The sequence below is a fragment of the Motiliproteus sp. SC1-56 genome, assembly GCF_017309075.1.
GTDB lineage: Bacteria > Pseudomonadota > Gammaproteobacteria > Pseudomonadales > Balneatricaceae > Motiliproteus.
On sequence record NZ_JAEMGS010000004.1, the window covers coordinates 268,786 to 291,536 of the forward strand.

Sequence of the window (22,751 nt, forward strand, 5' to 3'; positions counted from 1 at the left end):
CCTCTAGAGTGTTGCTTTGCCCAGCATAAAAATAATACAAATAACCGCTATAGCGATTGTCGCTATGGGCCAAAAGCCTCCTGTCTTCCCGGCTCGTTGTGCCTCCCATTGCCGCACTTCTTCTTGGCGGCGTTGCTCCTCTTTTCTTCGCCTCCGCTCTTCGGCTACGACCCGCCGTCGCTCTGCCGCTTCCCTCTCGGCCTGAGCCTCGGCGGCGGCGACCTGCTCGGCGATCACGGCTTCGTCCATGAGTGCCTGTATCCGGTACTCGATATACAAGGCCTGTGCCCTTTCGGTATTGCCGCCTGCCTTGGCCAAGGCCTTAACCCAGAGCCCTTCCCGCCGCTCGCCCCGTGACAGCTCCGAGGCAACCTGCTCGTAAAGCTCCTCTTCGGCCAGCCGGGAGCTGATGGAAACAAAATCGGGTTGTGCCTTCATGACATCCTTGTCCTCCTGGGCGACGAGCTCGCCGTGGTATGTATTTGAAAGGGTAGCTAAAAAAACACAACACCAAGCATTATCAGCGGCAACAAAATCCACAGAAAGTCGCCGGCAAGCTCCTTTCCGATTCCCCCTTGGCCCTGTTTCTGCTTTTCTCGGGCTGCGCCTTCATGACATCCTTGTCTCCCGGGGCTCGAATATTACAGCCCCACATGTGTTTGTGATTATTTAGTAAATCAAACTTGCGATAATTAAGAGAGGTAGGATGAGCCAAGCGGAAACGCCAAGCACCTCCGCCACAACCTGCCCGGCACCGTCGCCTTTGGGCGGTTTTTCAGCGGTCTTCTTTTTTGTCTGCTCTGCTTTTTCTCCGGCAGCAACAAGTATCTCGTCTTTCAACGACTGCACCCGGTACTTAATGTAAAGCGCCTTGGCGCGGTCTTCGATGCCCTCCGAGTTTTCCAGCGCCTTCAGCCAGAGCCCCGTCCGTTTTTCCCCCTGTGCTAGCTCCTCGGCCACAAAATCATAGAGCTGCTCCTCGCTCAGCCGCTGCTCGGCGGAGTGCACATCGTTGGCCTTGATCATCTAAAGGTTCCCTCTTTAAAAAGACTCGGGCGGCGCGCCTTGGGATCTCAGGAAGGGGTCGCCCCCAACTGCTCCCGCAACAACGCCAGCATCAACGTCTGGATCTGCCGCGCCACATCGGGCTTGGCCAGGTACTCCATCGCCATGCCCTTCTGGGTGTCCATGCGCTCGATCACGGCGCTGTCCATCGCCTTGGGGAAGTCGCCGTTCATTACCGCCGCGTCGGAGTTGTGACGAATTTGGTCCATCACCGGGCCGTTCTCGCTGAGCTTAGTGGCCATACCCTGTACAAAATCAAGGCGGTCGCCTTCGCTGGTCTCCGCGCCGAACAGGTCGTTCAGGGTGTCCAGAATATGCGAGAGCAGGTCCTTCTCAGTCTCCTTGGGCTTGGCCGAGCCGAGGCCGGTGATGCCGGTCAGGTACTCGCCGTGCTCCTCCTGGAGCTTCAGGTCCTGGGTGCGCTTGTACTTGAGGTTGTAGTGGCTCAGCACCACCGCCGAGAGGTCGATCTCGTCCTCCTCGATCACCTCCTGGCTCAGCAGGGGCAGCAGGTGGCGGCTGTAGACGTTGAGTCGCTCCAGCTCCGGGTCCTCAAAGGGCACCACCTGGGAGACGAACTCGTAAAAGCGGATGTAGCTCTTGAGGTCCTTCTTGAACAGGTCCAGGGAGTTGCGGTTCTCCTCCGCCTCCTTTACGCAGCGCTCGGCGTTGGCCTGCTCCGCCTCGCTGCCGTTCCGCTTGATTTCTTTAAGCTGGGCGCGCGCCTGGCGTAAGTCCTCAACCGCGTGGCGATAGCGGTGGCTGAAGCGGTCCACCGCCGGTTTGATGTAGGCGGTCAATGCCTGGCCGCCCCGTTTGGGGTCGAAGTAGGCATCGGCGAACGCTTCCACCTCGGGCCAGTTGATGATGCTGTTGTCGCGCAGCTTGTGCATCAGGTCATAGACCAGGTTCGGGTCCGAGACCTGGTCCAGCTCGGCGGTCTCGTAGTAGGGCTGGAACTGCTCCAGCACCTCCTCCGGTTCGTTGACGAAGTCCAGCACGTAGGTGGCGTCCTTGCCCGGGTAGGTGCGGTTGAGGCGCGACAGGGTCTGGATACAGTCCACCCCCGTCAGCTTCTTGTCCACGTACATGGCACAGAGCTTGGGCTGGTCGAACCCGGTCTGGAACTTGTTGGCCACCAGCATCACCTGGTAGTCGTCGGTGTCGAACGCCTTGCGCATGTCCCGGCCGTTGAGGCCGGGGTTCATGTTGGTCTCGGTGAAGGGCCCTCCCTCCACACTAGCCCCGCTCTCGGGGTCGTTCACCTCGCCGGAGAAGGCCACCAGCGCCTGGATCTTGTCGTAGCCTTGCTCCCGCACGTACTTGTCGAAGGCCAGCTTGTAGCGCACCGCCGCTGCCCGGCTAGAGGTCACTACCATGGCCTTAGCTTCTCCCGCCAGCAGGTGGGCGATGTTCTCGCGGAAGTGCTCGATGATCACCTGCACCTTCTGGCCGATGTTGTGGGGGTGCAGACGCACCCACTTGGCCAGCTTGGTCTTGGCCTTTTTGCTGTCCACCTCCTGGTCCGCCTCGGCCTGCTTCATGGCCAGGCGGTAGGCCAAGGAGTAGCTGGTGTAGTTCTTCAGCACGTCGAGGATAAAGCCCTCCTCGATGGCCTGGCGCATGGAATAGACGTGGAACGCGCGGGGCGGGTTTTCGTCGCTCAAAGGCAGGGTCGGGTCATCCGGGCGACCGAACAGCTCCAGGGTCTTGGCCTTGGGGGTGGCGGTAAAGGCGAAGTAGCTGATCTTGTCCGAGCCGCCACGCGCGGCCAGGGTGGCGTTCATTACGTCCTCGGCGGAGAGTTCCTGCTCGTCCTCCAGTTGCTCGGCCATCAGCACCTCGCGCAACTGGCGGGCGGTGCTGCCCGTCTGGCTGGAGTGGGCCTCGTCGGCGATCACCGCGAAGGTGCGGTCCTTGAGACCGGTGCTCTCCTGGATCGCCTTCAGCACGTGGGGGAAGGTCTGGATGGTGACGATGATGATCGGCGTGCTGCTGGCTAGGGCCTCGGCCAACTGGCTCGACTTGCTGCCCGCGCCCTCGTCGCGATTGATGCGGCTGATCACCCCCGAGGCGTGGTCGAACTGGGAGATGGTTTCCTGCAACTGGCTGTCGAGCACGGTGCGGTCGGTGATGACGATCACCGAGCTGAAGAACTTATCGCCCGCTCCGTCGCGCAGGCTGGCGGCCTGATGGGCCAGCCAGGCGATGGAGTTGGACTTGCCTGACCCCGCCGAGTGCTGGACCAGGTACTTGCGCCCGGTCCCTTCCGTGCGCACCGCCCCCAGCAGCTTCTGCACCGCCGCCCACTGGTGGTAACGGGGGAAGATCATCGTCTCCTTGCGGTGCAGGCGGCCCAGCTCGTCGAACGTCTCCTTCTGTTCCAGGTGCACGAAGCGATGCAGAATCTTGAGCCAGTTGTCGGGCTGGAACACCTCGGCCCAGAGGTACTCCGTGGCGTAGGCGGCCTCCCCATTCTCCGGCGCAGGCTGGTCGTTACCCGCGCCACCGGCTGCCGTGCCCCGGTTAAAGGGGAGGAAGAAGGTGTCCTTACCCGCCAGCTTGGTGGTCATGGCCACCTCGAACTGGTTGACGGCGAAGTGGACGATGGCGCCGCGCTTGAAGGTCAGCAGCGGCTCGGCCTTGTTCTGGGTCTTGGGCTTGCGATCAAAACGGTACTGGCGCTTGGCGTTCTCCAGGCTCTGCTTGAAGCAGGACTTCAACTCCAGGGTCGCCACCGGCAGGCCGTTAATGAACAGGGTCAGATCGATGCGCCCGTCGAAGCCATGCGGGCTGTAAATCAGCTCCGGCACCACCCGCAACCGGTTGGCCCGGTAGCGCTCGGACAGCTCCGGGTTGAGGTCGCTGTCGGGCTTGAAGGTGGCCACCTTGAGGCGCACCCCACGGTCCTCGATCTGGTTGCGCAGCAGCCAGAGGGTGCCCTTGCGGTCCAGGCTGCGCACGGCAGCGTTGAGCAGGTGATGCTCCGGCTCGGTACCGTAGATCTTGCAGAACTTCTGCCAGGTGTCGCGCTGGGTGGCCTGCACGTAGCCAATTAGGTCCTCGGGGTAGACCGCCCGCTTGCGGTCGTAGCCCTGGGTATGGCCCACCAACCAGCCCTGCGCCTCCAGCGCGGCGATGATGTGGTTCTGGAAAGCCAGCTCTCTGGCCTTGGCGTCGCTCATCGTAGCCCCCTAGTCAAACTCTGCAACTTGTCGACTAGTGAGCAACGCTTTGTACTCAGCGACCACGCCTTGAACGGCGTCGGTCGAGCCCAGTCGCGAAACGGGTACGTCATGACGAAAAACGAAACCGTCCTGCTCCAACTCACAGTGGCCACCATTTTCCTTGGGCCAGTCATTTTGGCTGTAGAGCTTCCACCATCCCCAGTCATCCTGATAGCTCCGCCTCGGTTTATAGGCATAAAGCTCTAGTCGGGTTTCGCACTCTGTCGGATCGCTTGATATATCCATGACATCCCAGTTCACTTTTTTGGTGGTGAACGCATTGGCGAGCCCGCTGTCGGTAACGAGGCGGATAACGAGCATCCACCCTTCGGGCCTGACCAGGGCGCTGTCGAACGGCTCGCTAAGAAAAAAGAAGTTGGCGTCATCCAAGGGGGCGAAGTCCCATGCCCAGCGCCTAAATGGGTTGCTCTTACCCCACGGGGCGGTTCCATGGTGGAGGGGCCCCCAGTAGTGATAGGCGCAGCCGAGCTGGTCGGCGATGCCCTCGATAAGTGGAAGAATCCGCTGGTGATAGGCGACCAGCAGGCGCTGCGCTTTGCGGACATCCGTCATGGCCGCTTCCAGTTCTACTACGTCCATTTACTCCCCTTTTTTCAGATCTCTAATCCCGGTTAGCGCTAGTGGGCCGCCACTTCCGCCAGGCATCGCGCGCCACCCCCTGGAGCTGGCTGATAGGAGGCCAATGGCTAAACCCTAGGCTCGCCGCTCTCAACCCGGCCTCCAGGCCTCTGTTTGGCTGAATCCAGTCAGCCAAACAGCCTGCTCCCCTGATTTCGCCCAGACGATCGCGGCAAAGCTCCTGCAGTTTCAGCTCGCGGTATTGCACGCTGTACAGGTCCAGCGCGGCCAGCATATCCGTTAGGATCGCTATATCCGCTTTAGTCGGCGAGAATTCGGCCCCGAGCAGTCGATCCACAACCACGGCGAGCTCGCGCCAGGCAGTCGCGAAAAACTGCACGGGACCATTGAGCCGGTCGCATTGCTGCAACCGTGCTTCGAGCTCGTCTATCAACCGCTGGTTGTGCTTCTTGTCGCCGCCGACGGCCCAAAAAACAACCACCCCCTCCCAGTACTCCTCGGGAAGAGCTTCTAGCTCTCTGTACCACTGCTCACCGTCCTGGTAGCCGTCTAGTGGGCGCTTAACCTCAACCATGAGGGTGCCCCACTCGAATCGCATCACCACATCAGGCTCGACGCGCTCCTGCAGGCTGGAGCTGAAGCTGGGCCAAAACTCCGTCCGAACAAACTGGCTGAAGTCGACGGCAGCCTCCGGCATCAGCGACCCCAACAGAAGCCTCTGGACCTGCTCCGAGAGGTAGGGTAGGCGGGAGAAGATGGCCGCGGTGATCATATCCTCCCGCTCCTTGTAGAGCTGGCGCAGTGGCACAGACACACCATTGACCTCAACCCGTCCGGCCTTGTTGTTGATAATGGCGTGCAGCATCTCGACAATCCCCACTGGTAACTGCGCTCGATCAGCGACTTGGCTTTTCCAAGTCCTCGGCGGTGCGGATCGCCGGCTCCTGCGCTGAAGGTGTTAGGTACATCCGGGTTACCCCGCGATCTCCGGCGTATCGCTCTCGACCTGCTGGGCCTGCCAGTTGCCGTAGGTCTGGCCGGTTTCCTGAGTCAGCCACTTGGTGCGGCCGTTGGCGGGACGGCCGACCACGACGGCAGCGGCCGCGCTCGGGCTGGAGAAGGCATGGTCCTTGGCGAATACGCGGTGGCCGTTTTCGCCAGCTTTCAGCACCCCGTCCTCTATCAGTTGCTCGAACAGGTCATGGTAGCCGCGCGGTGAGCCGATCCACTTGTCCCGTGCCTGGGAACCCGCCAGTACCACGAACTCCCCGTCGCTCTCCTGGGCTCGGGCGGTGATGTCGTACTTGGGGAACTTGAGCTCGAACAAGGGTGAAGTGGCTTGCGCTGAGTCCGTACTTGAAGGCTGCAACGGGGCGCGTGCGTCGCGCAGGAAGTCGAAGCCCAGTACCGGCAGAATGGTGCGGATCTGCTCGACGAAAAAAGCCATGTCGGCCTGGTCCGCCTCCGGTAGCATCGAGTAATCGTGAGCGGTGCCGTTCTTGAGCCCGCAGCGGCCCGACGCGCTGGCCAGGGCCATCAAGCGGCTCTCCAGGTACTTCACGTGGGCCTTGGTCAGGTTCTGGTCCTTGCTGGTGATCAGGCAGACCCGCTCCCAGAAGTCCTTGCCGCCTTTCTCCTCCGGCTGGTTGTGCTGCTTGAGACGCTTGGCGACGTCATCGGACTCACCGATGTAGACCAGGGGGCGCGCTGTGTTGTCGGGGTCCGTCCCCACCAGGAAGTAGACCCCGGTGCGGGCGCACTCGGGGCGTTTGACCAGTTCGGACAGGCGCGTGCGCGGCCCGGTCAGGGCGTGCCCCGTCCAGTTCATGATCTCCGCCGTCAGCAGGCCGCTGGGGCTGCCGTCCACGAGAAACAGGCGGATACTGCGTCCTTGGGTCATGCGGGCTCCTGGCTGGTTGGGTACTCAGGGAGGGGCTCGGCGACCATGGGCCGGTCGGCCTCTTGTTCTGCTGAGTTTGGTTTCCAGTTACGGACGTCGATCTTGCCAGTAACGGCGGCGGAGATTAGGGCGGTGCGGCGTTCGTGTAGAAGCTCGGCCTTACTTGCGGCGATGGACATTAAGCGATCAAGTCGCTGAGTGATGTCGGTAATGTGCGCCGTTATTTCTTCTCTCTCACCGTGCGGAGGCCACGCCAATGCAAAGTTTTTGATGGTCTCGACGTTCACATGCGGAGAAGTAGAGCCAATCACATCTTGCTGTGCTTGTTTGTAGCAGGATTCTGAGTTCAAAGCCCACATGACGAACTCAGGGGTCTGGGCGGCTCGGAAAAGCATGACGCGTTGCCCAAGACAGATGTCAACACCAGCCGGGACACACGCCGCCATACCATATCGTTCGCCTTCTCGGGAGTAGATGATGTCACCGGTCTCCGGTTTTAGCCTGATATTTCTCTCTTGGAAAACATCCTCGGTTACGCGTCTTGCACCCTCCACATCTAACTTTCCGGGTGATATGTCAGCTGTCCTTATTGCCGGAAAGTCTCCGCTCTGATCGTAGGCTGGTGTGGAGTGCAGGCAGTCAACAATGCTTAAGCACTCATACTTCAGGCGCGTTGTGTGCCAATGCGCCGGCACCTCCCCCAGCCACTCGACGCCGGAGTCCTTCATCGGCGCGTCGGGGTTGAGGCCCTTGGTGACGGCATGGGATATCACCGCCTGGCGCTTCTCCTTGAGCAGCTCGATCAGCCGCCGCTGCTTGGCGATCAGGGTGTCGATGCGGGCGGTTTCCTGGTCGAGGAAGGCGGCGATGGTGCGTTGTTCCTCAACAGGGGGGAGCGGCAAGAATTCTTTCTTCAGGTTATCCATAGGGATACGTAACCGGTGATCCAGAATGCCGTATCCCAAGCGCTTCAACCACTGCTGAAACGTCTTGATCTGGAATATGTACCCCAGGTAAGGGTGTTGCAGTACTTTCCCGTCTCTAGGATGAAGCACCAGATATACAGGGCTTAGAGCTCCAAGGTACTTGGATATTCCGACTGAACCGATGATCACGTTCATGCTGTTCACAACAAGATCGCCGGGATGGACAACCTTGTAACGCTCGATGTCGTCAGACTTCTTGTTACCTATATCCCCTTTCTCGGCGTAAGGGATGACACCAACATCTTTAAGAACTGAGAGAATATTCTCCGTTACTGGCCCCTGGTTCGTTTCACCGCGCTCCTGGAGCAGTGCACCAAGTCGGAGCGTCTGCCAGCCTTCGGGGATCTTTCCAAGCCACTCGACCCCTGAGTCTTTACACTCGCAGTAGATCTGATACTTTCCTGTCATCAGCTATGCACCTCCGCCAGCAGGTCCATGATCTCCCGACTCACCGCGTCCAGGTCGGCGTCGATCTCCTCCAGCGGGCGTGGTGGCTGGTACTGGTAGAAGTGGCGGTTGAAGGGGATCTCATAGCCGACCATCCCCACCTCGCCATCCTTGGGGTCCGTCTTGCTCGCGTCGATCCAGGCATCCGGCACGTGGGGCAGCACTTCGCGGGCGAAGTACTCTTCGATGTCCTCGCCGAGGGGCACATTCTCGTTGTCGCGCAGGTCCGGGTTGGGCTCCGGCTGGCCCTTGCTCTTACACAGTTCGGCCTCCTCGTCCTGCTCACCGATGTGCTTGCAGATCAGCTTGAAGGCCGGGGCGGGCAGCTTCACACCCCCCATCTGCGCCGCGAGCTGTTTCTTGAAGCGGTCGCGGGAGAGCAGCTTCTGCTCGGTGAAGCGGCTGAGGCCATCGAGGATGGCCAGCTTGAGCTCGCCGTCCAGCTTGTCCCAGCCCTTGTCGGCCTGAAGGGCGTCCAGGCGCGCCGGGGCGTGGGGGTGGAAGGCCAGCTTCAATGGCCGCTCCACGGTGATGCGGCGGTAGCCGAAGTCGGTGGTGTCGAACACCTTGGCGATACCGCTGGCCGCCAGCTCCTCGGCGTCATAGCGGCTGTAGAGGCGCACGATCTGCTCCAGGGCAGCATCGTCCAGGTACTTGCGCTTGGAGCCCAGGGACTTGCGCATGGGGCTGTGCAGGCCGGTGGCGTTGATCAGCAGCACCTTACCCTTGCGCTCGCGGGGTTTGTGGTTGGAGAGCACCCAGATATAGGTGGCGATGCCGGTGTTGTAGAACATGTCCGTGGGCAGGGCGACGATGGCGTCCAGCAGGTCCTGCTCCAGGATGTAGCGACGGATCTCGCTCTCGCCGCTGCCCGCGCCCCCGGTGAACAGGGGCGAGCCGTTGAGGATGATGCCGACGCGCGAGCCGGGCGTCTCCGCCGTGGGGCTGCGCATCTTGCTGATCAGGTGCAGCAGGAACAGCAGGGAGCCGTCCGAGACGCGGGGCAGGCCGGGGCCGAAGCGGCCGTTGTAGCCCTGCTGCTGGTGCTCGTCCTTGACCGCCTTCTCCACCTTCTTCCACTCGACGCCGAAGGGCGGGTTGGAGAGGCAGTAGTCGAACTGCTGGCCCCGTAGCTGGTCGCTGGAGAGGGTGTTGCCCAGCTTGATGTTGGAGATCTCCTGGCCCTTGATCAGCATGTCAGCCTTGCAGATGGCGTAGGACTCGGGGTTGAGCTCCTGGCCGAAGGTGGCCAGCCGCGCTTGGTCGTTGAGCTCGTGCAGGTACTCCATGCCACAGGAGAGAAAGCCGCCGGTGCCCGCCGTGGGGTCGTAGATGGAGCGCACCGCCCCCGGCTTCACCAGCGCCTCGTCGTCGGAGGCGAACACCAGGGAGGTGGTGAGGCGCACGATGTCGCGGGGGGTGAAGTGCTCCCCGGCGGTCTCGTTGGAGCTCTCGGCGAAGCGGCGGATCAGGTCCTCGAACACCAAGCCCATGTGGTAGTTGTCCACCGCCTCGGGCGACAGGTCGAAGTGGGCGAACTTCTGCACCACCTTGTAGAGCAGGTCGGCGTCGGCCAGCTTGTCGACGCTGGTCTCGAAGCTGAAGTACTCGAAGATCTCCCGCGCCTCCGGCGAGAAGGCCCGCACGTAGCTGTCCAGATTGTCGAGGATATGGGTCTCGCCCAGCTTGGCCAGGTCCAGCTTGGAAGTGTTGTAGAACGCCTGGTCGGCCGCGTTCAGCAGCAGCTTGTGCCGCGCCTCCTGGGGCATCTCCCGCGTGCTCTCCACCGTGGCCAGCACAGTCGCCTTGGTGGGTGCCAGCACGCACTCCAGGCGACGCAGCACGGTAAAGGGAAGGATGATGCGCCCGTACTGGGACTGCTTGAAATCGCCGCGCAGCAGGTCGGCCACCGACCAGATCAGGCCGGCGAGGGAAGAGGTGTTGGTGTTCATGATGGAGGTCGGGTTCTCTAACAGCATGCGTAAGGCGTCCTTGCAACAGAGCTCACGCCGGGGTCGTAATTTATTGACCCGGCGAGGTTTATATAGATTTAAGGCATCCTAGCGCAGGCCGGGCGCAAAATGAATTGAGGTGGCGCAACGCGCGCGGGGTTAGGGCGTTGCGCCCGGGGAATGACACGCGCCCGCTGGCCGCGCAATCTGCTGTCAGGGTCCCGCTCCGGTCTCGAAAGCGGGGGCTTCGCCGTGGCGCTGCTGAACCTGCAGGAGAAGGCGCGGGCTTATGGCCTGGCGGAGACACCCAGCTTCCGCTTGACCCAGGCCAGGAGCCTGCCCCGCCAGTAGTTGAAGGCGGAGGGTGGCCCGGAACCGTTGAACCGGATGCAGCGCACATTTCTCTGATCCGGGGGCACCATCAGGCGGTGAAGACCTTCGTTATGCTCGAGGTCGTGCGGGTCATCTCTCTTCATCGCATTCCTTCCATCGCGGCACCGCCCCATCGTACCCCGGTTTTTATCCCGGCAAAAAAATCCCCCGGAATTTTTCGCGGGGCGTTTCGGCTCGCGGGAACAAAGACTGCGGCAGGGCGAGGGGTACCAATATGCTCACCTTCGCCCCCTCCTGATTCCGCGCACCGGGCTGCCCAGCGGCGGCGAGGCGAAACGCGGTGCGTTCCAAAAAGGGAACCTACTTTCCCACGCCACGCCATGGGCCCGGCTATCGGACCACCAGGCGGCCATGAAGAGCGGGCGGCGGGTTCGGCTCCCAGGGGAGGGGGGGCAGAGGAAGCGAGAGCTGAAGGGGTAGCAGGATCGTCAGTGTAGGTTGTTGTGTGGCTTTTTCTATGGGCGGGGCTGTAATGCCTATAAAACGGAGTAAGAACCCCTATGCATCATGGGGGTGTGCTGACTGTTGTTGGCTTTGGCCTTTGCCATGAGTACCTGTTCCGACCTGAAAAGTGAGCGCAGCATTTTACGTGAATCCGGGCGTCTTTCGAAGCAGCCCCAGGCTTCGATTGGAGCTGGCGCCCATCCGTTTAGCACAGCGCGCCGTTGCGTCTGGCCTGTTATCCAAGCATCATCAACGCTTGCCTGTCGGCGAACCACTTCCGGGTAAAGTCGATGAATGTGCGGTTTTTCAGGGGCAGGGCGCCCTGGTAGTCGTAGACCAGGTAGATGGGTTGGGGCGGCGGCAGAAAATCCGTTAACACGGCGTCGAGCTTGCCAGCGGCGACATCCTTTTCCGCCAGGTAGCTTGGTAACCGGGCCAGCCCTTGGCCTTGGATTGCGGCCTCCCGAATCAGCGGGTAGTGGTTGACCGACATGCGCCAGCTAATGGGGTGCCTCTGAATATCACCATCGATCAGCATCGGCCAGCGCTGATCGGCATCGACACCATTGTGAAGAATGGCGGTGTGCTTTGCCAGATCATCGGGCGCGCGCGGACGCCCGTGGCGGGCGAAGTAGCTGGGTGATCCGTAGATGGGCGTGCTCAGATCCCCTATGCGGATCGCGACCAGATCCGCTTTCAGTTCCGATGAGATTCGAACGGCCATGTCCAGCCCCTGCACCTTGAGGTCACGAAAGGCGTTGTGCAACTCCAGCTGTACCTGCACCTCGGGATAATGCTGTTGGAACGCGGTGATGACCTCGGTCAGAAACACCTGGCCGAAAGAGACGGGCACCGATAAGCGCAGAATTCCGGTCATGCTGCCCTTGAGGGCATCGACCGCCCGGCCGGCTTCGTCGACCGTGTCGAGCAGTTGGGCGCAGTAATCCAGGTAGGCGCGCCCTGCTTCGGTCAGCTCCAGGCGGCGGGTGGTTCTGAACAGCAGCTGCAGTCCGATGGCGCTCTCCAGCCGTGATACTTGCAGACTGACGTAGGCTTTTGATCGCTGAAGCTGATGGGCCGCGGCGGTAAAACTACCGGCGCGTGCGACCACCGCGAAGGTGGTCATCTCTTCGATCAGGTCTCTCATTGTTTTAAAACGATAACAGTATGTTTTTTCCCAGCCGTCTAATCGGTTAGAAGCGGCCAGATTAACATGACTTCGACATCAAATAAGCATCAGGAGTCTGAGTCATGCGTATTGTTCTTATCGGTGCGTCCGGCACCATCGGCAAGGCGGTAGCCAACGAGCTTGGCGAGCGTCACGAACTGATCACCGCGGGGCGTCATTCCGGCGACCTGCGGATGGATGTAACCGACCCCGCGTCTATCCGGATGGCTTTTGAACAGGCGGGTGCGTTCGACGCGGTGGTCTCCTGTACCGGCCATACCACGTGGAAACCGTTTGTCGAGATGACCGCCGAAGACTACCGGTTCGGAGTGAACGACAAGCTGATGGGGCAGGTGAACCTGGTGTTGATCGGTCGGGAGTACATCAGCGACGGCGGCTCTTTCACCCTCAGCACTGGGGTGACCGACCATGACCCTGTCCCCATGGGGAGTTCTGCCTCCATGGTGGCCAATGCGCTGAGCGGCTTCGTCATGGCGGCGGCGACCGAAATGCCGCGCGGCCAGCGGATCAACGTTGTCAGTCCAGGGGTGATCGAAGAGGCCATGGCCGATTACGGGCCCTTCTTCCGCGGACACTGCCCGGTTCCTGCTGCCCGCGCCGCGCTGGGATACGCTAAGAGCGTCGAAGGGCTGCAGAGTGGCCAGACCTTCCGGATCCTAGGCTAGCATCGCGTCTACAGCAGGCCTACTCAGGCCTGCTGATTCGTTTTATCGCAGCTGCGATAAGCCCACCAGTATGAGACAATTCGCGCGTCAAAGGGCTGCCGGGCTTCTATTCGCCAATGACGCAGCTTCCCCGCCGGCGCCCGTTAAATGATCGCGATATCCAAGGTCTGGACCGCAGGCGCCTGCCGGTCAGATACGGCCAATTAGAGGGTGTTGTGTCGGGCACGTGCCGGCAGCGAGGAACAGGCTCAGTGACTGGCCGTGCTCCCACTGCCAGCCTCGAGATTTGTGCGTTGGGTTTAGGTAAGAACATACCGTGAGTGGGTATAGCGAATGATGATTGAGCAATTGATCGACGGCTTTCAGGCCATGTCGGGCTGGGAGTACCTCGCCGTTTTCTTCGGTTTGATGTATCTGGTGTTGGCCATGAAGCAAAGCCTGTGGTGTTGGCCGGCGGGATTTGCCAGCACCGCCATCTACACCATCCTGTTTTGGCAGGGGGCGTTGCTGATGGAGAGCGTGCTCAATTTTTACTATCTGATTATGGCCATTTACGGATGGTGGAACTGGCGGCGTCTGGCGGTGAAGAAGGCCTCATCAAGCCAAGAAGCGCAAACCCAGGTGGTCAGCTGGAGCATCAGGCGGCACGCCAAGTGGCTCGCCTCCGGGCTGGTATTGGCCCTGGTGATCGGCTTTTTATTGGAACAGTACTCCAATGCCCGGTTTACGTATTTGGACAGCTTTACCAGTGTGTTTGCGGTGATTGCCACGTATCTAGTCACGCAAAAAGTGCTGGAGAACTGGTTGTACTGGATCGTGATCGATGCGGCGTCGATCTATCTGCACCTGCAAGCCGGCTACCTGCCAACGGCGGCGCTGTTTCTGGTTTACACCGTGTTGGCGGTGCAGGGGTACTTTATCTGGCGCAATCAATTTGGGGAGGCGCCCAAGGCTTCCCAGCTGGCGGCTGAGTTTGATTGATCCGGGTTGGTAATGTTTATGGCGACCCCACCGGTCGAACAGGCGCTTGTTGACTCACTGCCCAGTGCGTACAGAAAACAGCTAACAGCCGTGTATACGGTCGATAAAAGTCGCCATCCGGCGGCTTTTATCGTATTGCAGGACCGCCAGTCTCTTTTTGTAAAACAGCTGTCGGCTCACTCTGTAGAGGCGGACGTCTTGGCGCGACTTAACCGTTATCGCCGCGGCAGTTGCCTGTCGAACCGGCTTTTGCCGCAGCTCCTATATGCAGACTCGACGCTGCTGATCACCAGTAAAATTGCGGGTCGTCACTTTGGCAAATCGGAACTGCTGAACCATCTGCCTGCATTTGCCCGTTGTCTGCATTTGATCCACAAAGCGGACATCGAACTGGCGGGGATTCCCCTGTTGGCCCTGCCAAGTATGCAGACTCTGACGTTTCCGCTGTCCGAAACCGCACAGCAACGATTAGCCCGGGCCGTCGCAGAAATCACCGCGGGCCAGGGCTACACGGGACTGTTGCATGGTGATCTCACCCGATACAACCTGTTTCAGCTGCTCCCGGAAGCGGGTGCTCAGACTGACGCCGGGTTTGCTTTTATCGACTGGGAGTTTGCACAGGTGGGTGATTGTCGCTGGGATCTAGCGACACTGGCGGTTGAATTTAAGTTAGCACGCGCGGAGTTTCGCGATCTGTGCGCCGCCTACCAGAGCGCTTCCGGCATTGCCGATCCCCGCTTTTTCGAAATCGCAGAGGCCTGGGCATGGGTCTATGCAATCGTTTCCCTCGACTGGGCATATCAAAACAAGCAGCCTTATGGACGCTACTTATCGTATATAAAAGCGAATGAGGCACTGTTAAGCCGAACCGCGTCGGCGTGAATCCTCAATGGTCGTTTTTAGGTCAAAGCCCTCTCTATGGGCGAAGGCCGGCTTGGCCGGGCACCTGGTGCTGTCAGCGCACATCGACGGGCTCAGTGCAACCGTTGCAGTAATGCCTCTATCTCCGGTTGGAAAGGCGTTTGCTCCTCGGACAAGCGCAGCAGAGCCGAACGCGCCTCTTGGGTCTGCTGGTTCGCAGCCAGGGCCGTAGCGTGATGGAATCGGACTTCCGCGTTGTCCGACAGCTGCTTCAAGGCGAGCGATAACATCTCCAGCCCTTTTTCCTTGTCACCCTCATTGAGCAATATCCAGCCCAGCGTATCCTGAACGCTCGGACTATCTGGTGCCAAACGGTAGGCTTCCTGGGCATGGCTCAGGCTCCGCTTGTCTCCTGCATTGAAATAAAGCCACGCCAGGTTGTTCCATATGGCGGCGTTGTCGGGCTGCAGGCCCTTAACGTGCTCGTACTGTTGTATTGCCTTGTCGGTTTCATTTTGCTCCTGGTAGAGCATGGCCAGTTGCATACGGGCGAACGCATCGGTTGGGGCCGCTGACAAGCGCTGATCCAATAGGGCGTGCATGCCCTCCGTTCCGTTTAGGCGGCGCTCGACCTCCAGCATCATCTGCAACAACTGTGAATCGATGGCGCCTTGGTGAGCGTAGGCAAAGTACTGCTTAGCCGACTGCCATTTTCCCCGGCGTGCCTCCAGAATGCCGAGCCGGCGCGCCACCCCTGTCGACGGTTGCTGCGCCCAACTGCTCTCCAGTATCTCGAAGGCTCTGTCATCTTCTTGAACCTGCATTAGAAGGCCCGCATGGAGCTGAACCGCCGGCAGCGCGGTAGGGGACAATTCATAGAGTCTGGCGCTGTATTTGACGCCCTCTTCCGCACGCCCTTGATCTCGCAACACTTCCGCCACAGTAGCCAACGCAGGCGAGTAATCCGGATGGGTCGCCAGGAGTTGCTGCAAGATCGTTTCCGAGCGCTCGAGAGATCCGCAAGCCCTTAACGTGGAAGCATAGAGAAGAGCCGCATCTTCGCGGTTCTCTCGGCCCATATAGAAAGCCTGGGCTTCCGAAAGCGCCTTTTTCTGCTGATTTTCCAGTAGAAAGTGGTTGACTAGGTATTGGGCCGGCAGGACCGCGTCCGGGTTTTTTTCTCTTGCCAGCTGCAGCCAGTGAGTAACCTCTCGAGTGTCCCCCTTGAGCTTGGAAACCGTCGAAAGCCCTAACAAGGCCGACAAGTGGTCTGGTTGCCTGTGGATAATTTTCCGGTATCGCTGCTCTGCCTTTTCCGGCTGTTTATTCAGCAACTCCAAGCGCGCCAGTTCCAGTTGGGGGCCCGGGTGCTGCGGTGCAACCTTTTCCGCTGCTTCCAATGCCGCGCGACCGGCCGCCATATTGCCCTGGCGCAGTTCGAAGCTCGCCAGGAGCAGGCGGTAGCTGATGCTGTCCGAGTCGGCGGCTATCCGCGACTGCAACAGCGAGCGGGCTTTCTCAATCTCATCTTCTTGGACAAGCGCTGCCAGTCGAATGACGTCACTTTGAAAGCTGGTGGCTTCTGAGTGCTGGTCCAGCAGGTCAAGTGCCTCGCCTTCTCGTCCGCTTAGCAGGCGCCCCAAGGCGATCTGGTTAACCAGTTGTCCGCTGTCCGGAAGCGTCTCCTTGGCCTCCGAAAGAAAGGATTCGGCTCGTTCCCAGTCACCCATGCGCAGGTAGGCGCTGCCGGTAAGCGCCGCGAGGGCAGCGTCCTTTATCCCACTTGAGATAAAAGGCTCAAGCAATCCCACGACATCTTTCGCCTTGTTTTGCTTGAGCAGGGTCGCGGCCATGAAGCGAATGGCCAGCGGCTGTCCGGGCGCCTGATCTAACACCGCGTTCAGGTGGCCGGCGGCGTCTTCTAATTGATTGAGATGGTAGCTGGCGATTCCCGCGATCAGACGTCCTTGAAGGTTGCCAGGGGCCAGCGGGAGCAGCATCGTGGCGTGGGCCTTGGCGGCGCTGTAGTCCTGCGTGGACAGCGCCGAGAGTGCCGCGGTCAGCAGTACCTCAGGCCGTTGTGGGGCTTGAGTGAGAAGAGGGGTGGTAATCTCGCTAGCAAGACCGCTTTTTCCCGCCAAAAGGGCCGCTTGAGCATACCTTAAACGAACCAGCGGGTTTTCAGGAGCGGCTTCGAACACTGGGCTGAGGATGTTGAGCGCACTGGCTCCGTCGCCCTTAGCCAGGAGAAGCTCAGCATGGAGCAGAGTAGCCTGGATTCCGAGCGTGTCTGGCTCGGTTATGGACGCCACCCACCTAAGCGCCTCTTCGGTCTTGCCCTCGGCGCCAGAAACCCGAGCGAGTCCCAGCGTGGCTTCAGGGGACTCCTCGACTGCCAGCGACTGAGTAAAGGCCTGCCTTGCCTGTTCCAGTGCATGCAAGCCCAAGTGGGCTTCACCGATCAGCGTCCAACGTTGGGCTTGGCTGCCGAACCCGGTTTTCCAGAGCTTCTCAATAAAAGCCAGTGCGTCCTGATAGCGTTGCAAGCCGATAAGCGCTGTCGCCATGCTCGCAGCGACATCTTCTGGCGGGGTGCCCAGCTCAAGCGCGCGCCGCAGCTCTTTTTCCGCTGCCGGAAATTGCTTTTCGTCCAGGTAGATTTGACCGAGCAGCAGCCGGCCTTCACGGTGAGTGGGAGTCTGCTGGAGCAGGTTTTTTAGTTGGATGATCGCTGGGCGGGTCTCTGCATTTTCGTAGTGTTCAAGGGCCTGTTGATAGTAGTCATCGGCGATAGCTGCATTAGCCGCAAAGAGGGAGAAAAAAACAGCACTCAGCACGCGCGTGCCGGGGAAAGGTCGGATCCGCATTTTTATATCCTTGTTCGTAGCTGAAAACAATCCGTTTTGAAAGTGTAGACGCGACTTTCTCTTGCGCATCAGGGGAGATTAGCCTGTCAGATTTTTTGACAAGGAGGCTCGTGGCCGTTATTCGCGGGTGCGGCGAGCTTTTCTTTCGAGGTTTCGATGCATGCTCATATTTTCTTTCTAAACCAAGGTGTTGAGAATTCGATTAAATATGTATGTCCGGGCCCTTATTCGCAAAATAAACCGGGTTTATAACTTAATGTAAGTCGGTGTCAGAAAATATTTTACACAAGCAAATAATTAGTTTTATGTGCCTAGCCTTATCCTCCTGTTGTTAAGGGTTTTCTCGCTGTTGGCCTAAAAATCGCATTGCGATTTGTGGAGTTATATTTAAATGCGCCAGCAAGGTGATATATATCAGCGCAGTGATTTTTTATTTGCTGGGAAAGCTTCAGGGAGAATGAAAAGATGAAAACGATTCTTGGAATATTTTCAAAGGCTTTGCTCGCCTCGCTAACGGCCCTGCCGTTATTGCTGGGGACGGGGGCCGCACAAGCGGTACCCTTTCAATTCGGGGATGTGTTTGCAGCCACGGGCAGCGGTAGCGTTCAGCACTGGCGTCCGGGGACGGGGCTGCTGTCTACCTACAGCGACGGCCAGGGCGGGTTCACCACCGGGATGGCCTTCGACACGGCCGGCGACCTGTACATGACCAACTTCAGTGCCTCCAATGTCAGTCGCTTTAATAGCAGTGGCGCCCTGCAGGGAACTTGGGCGGCCAATGACCCTGGCGCCGCCAATGAGTCCATCTTGTTCGACGCATCCGGAAATGCCTATATCGGCCAAGCGGACGGAACGAGGGACATTATCAAGCGGGCTGCCGATGGCTCCTTTATCGCCCGCTATGATGTTGCGACCGAGGGGCGTGGCTCAGACTGGATCGATCTGGCCGCCGACCAGACCACGATGTATTACACCTCCGAAGGGCGTAGCATTTTGCGGTACGACGTGGGCACCAATACCCAACTGGCGAACTTCGCGACCCTGTCTGGCGGTGGGACCGCCTTCGCGCTGCGTCTTCTCAGCGACGGTGGCCTTCTGGTGGCTGACAGCTCTGATATCAAGCGGTTGGACAGCACGGGCGCCACGATTCAGACCTACGATGTCGCCGGTCATAACGGTTGGTTTGCGCTGAACCTGGACCCAGACGCCAGCAGTTTCTGGAGCGGGGACTTTGGTACGGGGCAGTTCCACCAGTTCGACATCGCAAGCGGCGCGCTATTGAATTCATTCAATACCGGAGTTGGCAGTAGTAGGCTGTTTGGTCTCGCGGTATTTGGCGAGATTACCCAGGGCGGCGGGACAAGGGATGAGCCTCGTGTCGACGTACCGGAGCCGGCCACGCTGTTTTTGTTTGGTCTCGGTCTCGTGGGGTTAAGCTTCAGGAAAAGAAAGGAGAATCGCTAAATATTCATTGCTGCACGATTTTTCTGGCACCGCTGAACCACTTGTTGTTTGGTGTATTTGCGCGGTGTTGGAACCCAGTGAATGTGTGGAGTAATGTGAAATCAACTGACCACTGGCCAGGCGTAATGCTTGGTCAGTGCTCAGCTTTTCAATGGTCAGCTTCTCTAAGTCTTTATTGCCCCGCGTTTAGAACGTCTGGTTTTTCCAAGGCTGCCCGTGGAGAAGCCGAGACTGTGCGGCTGAGTGCCTTGTCTCCCTGGTCGTGGTCCAAGGCGTAAATCTGTTCATGGGCGCTGTTGCCGGGAAAGCGTTCTTGGCCGGGGAGAATCAGCGCGCGGCGGGCTTAGGGTGGGTGGCGAGCCCGAGCCGTGCTCGCCACCCCGCAGCTGTTACAGCGACGTCTATTGGCGGGCTGACCCGGGAGAGAGGGGTTCCGCTTGGGGCTTTACAGGGCGTCGTAGACGGTGGGAATGGGCTGACGCTTGTGCTGGGTTCGCCGGTATATGTCGATCAGTTTCTTTTCCACGTCCGGCTCGACGGGCTTTCCTTCCAGAAAGTCGTCGATCTGGTCGTACCTCAGGCCCAGTGCCTCTTCATCGGTGAGGCCGGGGCGCTCACATTCCAGGTCGGCGGTGGGGGCCTTGGTGACCAGGCGCTCGGGGGCACCAAGGGCGTTGGCGAGCGCTCTGACCTGGCGTTTGGAGAGACCGAACAAAGGAGCGAGGTCGCAGGCGCCGTCGCCGTGTTTGGTGTAAAAGCCGGTGATGTTTTCCGCGCTGTGGTCCGTGCCGACCACCAGCCCCTGGGCGAGGCTGGCGACCTCGTACTGAGCCACCATCCGCTGGCGGGCTTTGACATTTCCCTTGATAAAGTCCAGCGCAACCGCGCTGGGAAGTGGCTCGTCGATGGCTTTCACGGCTGCCAGGGCCTGCTCGTGCATGCCGTCGGTGGCGGGCTTGATATTGACGGTCAGGCGCTTGCTCGGCTGGATGAAGTCCAGGGCCAGTTGTGCTTCAGCTTCGTCCGCCTGGACGCCGTAAGGCAGGCGCATGGCGATAAATTCGTAACGATCGGTGTTGTGTTCCTGGTTGAGCTCATTGACCGCCAACTGACAAAGGCGCCCGCAGGTCGAGGAATCGACACCGCCACTGATGCCGAGGACCAGGGTTCGCGCCTTGGCCGCCAGCAGGCGGGTTTTAAGAAAGTCGATCCGCCGCGTTATCTCCGCCTGGACATCGATTTCGGGCTGGACCTTCATTTCCTCCACAATTTGATCGCGCATGAACTCCTCCGTAACTGTGGTTTCTTGAAATGGCGCTGTATCGGTCGATTAACGCCCTTGTCGGGGCATTTTATACTAGCCCAGCAGTAAGTCACCGCCATCGATGATCAGCTTCGTCCCCATGGCCAGCGTGAGTAGTTCGAAGGCGCGCTTGATCAGGTTGTTGCCTCGCGACAGGCCCAGGTGGGCACCGCTGTAGGCCCCTAGCATGGAACCGACCAGCAGGGCCGGCAGCCAGCCCCAGTGAGGCGGCGTCTGCAACGCCACGGTCAGGGCACCCAGCCCATTCCAGAACAGGCCGACCAGTACCAGGGTATAGGCAACGGCCCGGCCATAGTCGAGGCCGAACCAGCGCACCAGCCACAGGGTCACAAACAGCCCGGTTCCGGAGGTGAGCGAACCGTTCAGCACACCGATGGCGAACAGGCCCGTGCCGCCCAGCAGCATGCCCTTGAAGTCCCGGTGCCTGGGGGTATGGGTTAGCCCGAGGTCGGGCCGAAAAAGGGAGTAGAGGCCGAGACCCGCGGTAAGCAAACCCAGCGCCAGCACCGCCCAGCTCTCGGGGACGGAGAGAATCAGGTTGGCGCCCAGCAGGACCCCGGGCAGGCCGAAGGCCAGCATGAAGGCGGCGAAGCGGCCCTCAAGATTGCCCTCGCGCAGGTGGCGCAGGGTGGCGCCGACGCCGAGTGCGACGCTGGCAATTTTATGGGTGGCCAGAGCGGTGGCGAAGCTCAGTCCCAGAAACAAAAGGATCGGAAACTGCAGCAGCCCCGCCCCGCCGCCGGCCAGTGCCGAGAGGGCGTTGGCCAGGTAGGCGATCAGCAGCAGGGCCACCTGCTCCAGGGGCTCGACGCTCACCGGGCTAACATGGCTGGCTTAGGAGGCCGCACCCGGTCAGTGGGTGCGGAACAGTGCTTGACCCAGCAGCGGCCACTGGGCCTCCCAGTCCTGGGTCGGCAGGTGCCGAAACTCGCTGCGCACGAACTGGCGGATGCGCCCCTCGGCGGCGGCGATCAGCAGGTTGGCGGTGACCGTTGGCGTGGCCTGGGTGCGCAGACCCTCGCGCATCTCGGCCTCGCGAAGGATCGTCTTTACCTGCAGCTCCAGGCGGTCAAAAAGTTGACTCACCTGGGTGCGCAGGCGCTCGGTCTCGCCGGAGAGGGCATCGCCGGTAAGAATTCGGGCCATGCCGGGGTTGCGCTCGACGAAGGCCAGCAGTAGGGTCAGGATCTGCTCGCACTGCTTGGCGCTGTTGCCGTCGCTCTGCACGATCATTTTTACCCGCGAAAACAGGGTCTCTTCGATAAAACCGATCAGCCCTTCGAACATCTTCGCCTTGCTGGGGAAATGGCGATAGAGGGCCGCTTCGGACACTCCCACCTCCTTGGCCAGGGCGGCGGTGGTGATGCGTGCCCCGGGGTTGATCTCCAGCATGTGGGCCAGGGCTTGAAGGATCTGCTCGCGACGCGAGACTTTGGGTGTTTCGAGTGGCTGGTTCATTACTGCTTCCTCAGCCTGCATTGGTGATCAGGGTGCCGACGCCGGCATCGTCACTGAAAATTTCCAGCAGGGTGGCGTGGGGCACCCGGCCGTCGATGATGTGGGCGCTGGTCACCCCCTCGTTGACCGCCGACAGGGCGCAGCCAATCTTGGGCAGCATGCCGCCGTGGATGGTGCCGTCTTCGATCAGGGCATCCACCTGGGTGGTGGTGAGACCGGTGAGGACCTTGCCCTGCTTATCCAGCAGCCCCTCGATGTTGGTGAGCAGGATCAGCTTTTCTGCCTTGAGCACCTCGGCGATCTTGCCCGCCACCAGGTCGGCATTGATGTTGTAGGAGCTGCCGTCGGCGCCGACCCCGATGGGGGCGATCACCGGAATAAAGTCGCTTTGCACCAGCATCTCCAGCACCTGGGTATCGACCCGCTCCACCTCGCCGACATGGCCGATGTCGATGATCTCGGGCGCCTGCATTTCAGGGGCCTGGTGCTTGACCTTGAGCTGGCGGGCGCGGATCAGGCGCCCGTCCTGCCCGGTCAGCCCCACTGCCTTGCCGCCGTTGCCGTTGATCAGGCCGACGATGTCCTTGTTGACCAGCCCGCCCAGGACCATCTCCACCACGTCCATGGTGGCACTGTCGGTCACCCGCATGCCGTTGACGAAGCGCGATTCAATGTTGAGCTTGTTCAGTAGCTCGCCGATCTGGGGACCGCCCCCGTGGACCACGATGGGGTTGATGCCCACGGTCTTCATCAGCACGATGTCGCGGGCAAAGCTGTTCTTCAGCTCCTCGTCGATCATGGCGTTGCCGCCGTATTTGATCACCAGGGTTTTGCCGGCGAACCGCTGAATGTAGGGCAGGGCCTCGGTCAGTACCTTGGCCACGTTCATGGCCGATTCACGGTTGAGCGTCATGGGAATGTCTCGTTC

Annotated in this window: 19 protein-coding genes; 5 read left to right on the forward strand and 14 right to left on the reverse strand. The window is 60.2% G+C overall.

Annotation, left to right across the window (positions count from 1 at the left end; all coding sequences use genetic code 11):
- Nucleotides 1-3 precede the first annotated feature (3 nt).
- From JGZ97_RS06370 to JGZ97_RS06405, 8 genes are all read right to left on the reverse strand, one after another.
- Complete coding sequence (locus JGZ97_RS06370; protein WP_207061776.1) at nt 4-540, reverse strand: hypothetical protein; 537 nt, start codon at nt 538-540, stop codon at nt 4-6.
- A gap of 129 nt (nt 541-669) precedes the next feature.
- Nucleotides 670-1,026, reverse strand: coding sequence for a hypothetical protein (locus JGZ97_RS06375; RefSeq protein ID WP_207061777.1), 357 nt, complete (start codon nt 1,024-1,026; stop codon nt 670-672).
- Between the two features lie 47 nt (nt 1,027-1,073).
- Nucleotides 1,074-4,250 carry a type I restriction endonuclease subunit R gene (locus JGZ97_RS06380; protein ID WP_207061778.1) on the reverse strand — a complete coding sequence of 1,059 codons (3,177 nt, stop codon included), beginning with the start codon at nt 4,248-4,250 and terminating at the stop codon, nt 1,074-1,076.
- A gap of 9 nt (nt 4,251-4,259) precedes the next feature.
- Entirely contained in the window at nt 4,260-4,892 is a 633-nt protein-coding gene (locus tag JGZ97_RS06385) for a hypothetical protein (protein WP_207061779.1), read from the reverse strand.
- A gap of 22 nt (nt 4,893-4,914) precedes the next feature.
- Nucleotides 4,915-5,757, reverse strand: a complete 843-nt coding sequence (locus JGZ97_RS06390; RefSeq protein WP_207061780.1) for a hypothetical protein — start codon at nt 5,755-5,757, stop codon at nt 4,915-4,917.
- Nucleotides 5,758-5,865: 108 nt separating this feature from the next.
- On the reverse strand, nt 5,866-6,792 hold the full coding sequence (locus JGZ97_RS06395) for a GIY-YIG nuclease family protein (protein ID WP_207061781.1): 927 nt from the start codon (nt 6,790-6,792) through the stop codon (nt 5,866-5,868).
- On the reverse strand, nt 6,789-8,186 hold the full coding sequence (locus tag JGZ97_RS06400; RefSeq protein WP_207061782.1) for a restriction endonuclease subunit S: 1,398 nt from the start codon (nt 8,184-8,186) through the stop codon (nt 6,789-6,791). Before JGZ97_RS06400 ends, JGZ97_RS06395 begins: the two co-directional genes overlap by 4 nt.
- Nucleotides 8,186-10,204 carry a class I SAM-dependent DNA methyltransferase gene (locus JGZ97_RS06405; RefSeq protein WP_242521566.1) on the reverse strand — a complete coding sequence of 673 codons (2,019 nt, stop codon included), beginning with the start codon at nt 10,202-10,204 and terminating at the stop codon, nt 8,186-8,188. Before JGZ97_RS06405 ends, JGZ97_RS06400 begins: the two co-directional genes overlap by 1 nt.
- A gap of 153 nt (nt 10,205-10,357) precedes the next feature.
- On the opposite strand from JGZ97_RS06405, the gene JGZ97_RS06410 reads away from it, so the two are divergent.
- Entirely contained in the window at nt 10,358-10,528 is a 171-nt protein-coding gene (locus JGZ97_RS06410) for a hypothetical protein (protein WP_207061783.1), read from the forward strand.
- A 721-nt stretch (nt 10,529-11,249) separates the two neighbouring features.
- Here JGZ97_RS06410 and JGZ97_RS06415 read toward each other — a convergent pair.
- Nucleotides 11,250-12,161: a LysR family transcriptional regulator gene (locus tag JGZ97_RS06415; protein ID WP_207061784.1), complete on the reverse strand. Its 912-nt coding sequence runs from the start codon at nt 12,159-12,161 to the stop codon at nt 11,250-11,252.
- A 104-nt stretch (nt 12,162-12,265) separates the two neighbouring features.
- On the opposite strand from JGZ97_RS06415, the gene JGZ97_RS06420 reads away from it, so the two are divergent.
- The 3 genes from JGZ97_RS06420 to JGZ97_RS06430 all read left to right on the forward strand — a co-directional run bounded on the left by JGZ97_RS06420 (nt 12,266) and on the right by JGZ97_RS06430 (nt 14,731).
- A complete protein-coding gene (locus tag JGZ97_RS06420; protein ID WP_207061785.1) occupies nt 12,266-12,868 on the forward strand; it encodes a short chain dehydrogenase in 603 nt (200 codons plus the stop codon).
- A 348-nt stretch (nt 12,869-13,216) separates the two neighbouring features.
- Nucleotides 13,217-13,849: a nicotinamide riboside transporter PnuC gene (gene pnuC / locus JGZ97_RS06425; RefSeq protein WP_207061786.1), complete on the forward strand. Its 633-nt coding sequence runs from the start codon at nt 13,217-13,219 to the stop codon at nt 13,847-13,849.
- Between the two features lie 18 nt (nt 13,850-13,867).
- On the forward strand, nt 13,868-14,731 hold the full coding sequence (locus JGZ97_RS06430) for a phosphotransferase family protein (protein ID WP_207061787.1): 864 nt from the start codon (nt 13,868-13,870) through the stop codon (nt 14,729-14,731).
- A 92-nt stretch (nt 14,732-14,823) separates the two neighbouring features.
- Here the strand turns inward: JGZ97_RS06430 and prsT are convergent, their stop codons facing one another.
- On the reverse strand, nt 14,824-17,646 hold the full coding sequence (gene prsT / locus JGZ97_RS06435) for an XrtA/PEP-CTERM system TPR-repeat protein PrsT (protein WP_207061788.1): 2,823 nt from the start codon (nt 17,644-17,646) through the stop codon (nt 14,824-14,826).
- A gap of 396 nt (nt 17,647-18,042) precedes the next feature.
- Here prsT and JGZ97_RS06440 point away from each other — a divergent pair, with 396 nt between their 5' ends.
- Nucleotides 18,043-19,041, forward strand: coding sequence for a PEP-CTERM sorting domain-containing protein (locus JGZ97_RS06440; protein ID WP_207061789.1), 999 nt, complete (start codon nt 18,043-18,045; stop codon nt 19,039-19,041).
- A gap of 445 nt (nt 19,042-19,486) precedes the next feature.
- Here JGZ97_RS06440 and nadE read toward each other — a convergent pair whose 3' ends face one another.
- From nadE to argB, 4 genes are all read right to left on the reverse strand, one after another.
- Nucleotides 19,487-20,323: an ammonia-dependent NAD(+) synthetase gene (gene nadE / locus JGZ97_RS06445; RefSeq protein WP_207061790.1), complete on the reverse strand. Its 837-nt coding sequence runs from the start codon at nt 20,321-20,323 to the stop codon at nt 19,487-19,489.
- A gap of 75 nt (nt 20,324-20,398) precedes the next feature.
- On the reverse strand, nt 20,399-21,181 hold the full coding sequence (locus tag JGZ97_RS06450) for a sulfite exporter TauE/SafE family protein (protein WP_207061791.1): 783 nt from the start codon (nt 21,179-21,181) through the stop codon (nt 20,399-20,401).
- Nucleotides 21,182-21,217: 36 nt separating this feature from the next.
- Nucleotides 21,218-21,823, reverse strand: coding sequence for a nucleoid occlusion factor SlmA (gene slmA / locus JGZ97_RS06455; protein WP_207061792.1), 606 nt, complete (start codon nt 21,821-21,823; stop codon nt 21,218-21,220).
- A gap of 10 nt (nt 21,824-21,833) precedes the next feature.
- A complete protein-coding gene (gene argB / locus JGZ97_RS06460) occupies nt 21,834-22,736 on the reverse strand; it encodes an acetylglutamate kinase (RefSeq protein ID WP_207061793.1) in 903 nt (300 codons plus the stop codon).
- Nucleotides 22,737-22,751 lie beyond the last annotated feature (15 nt).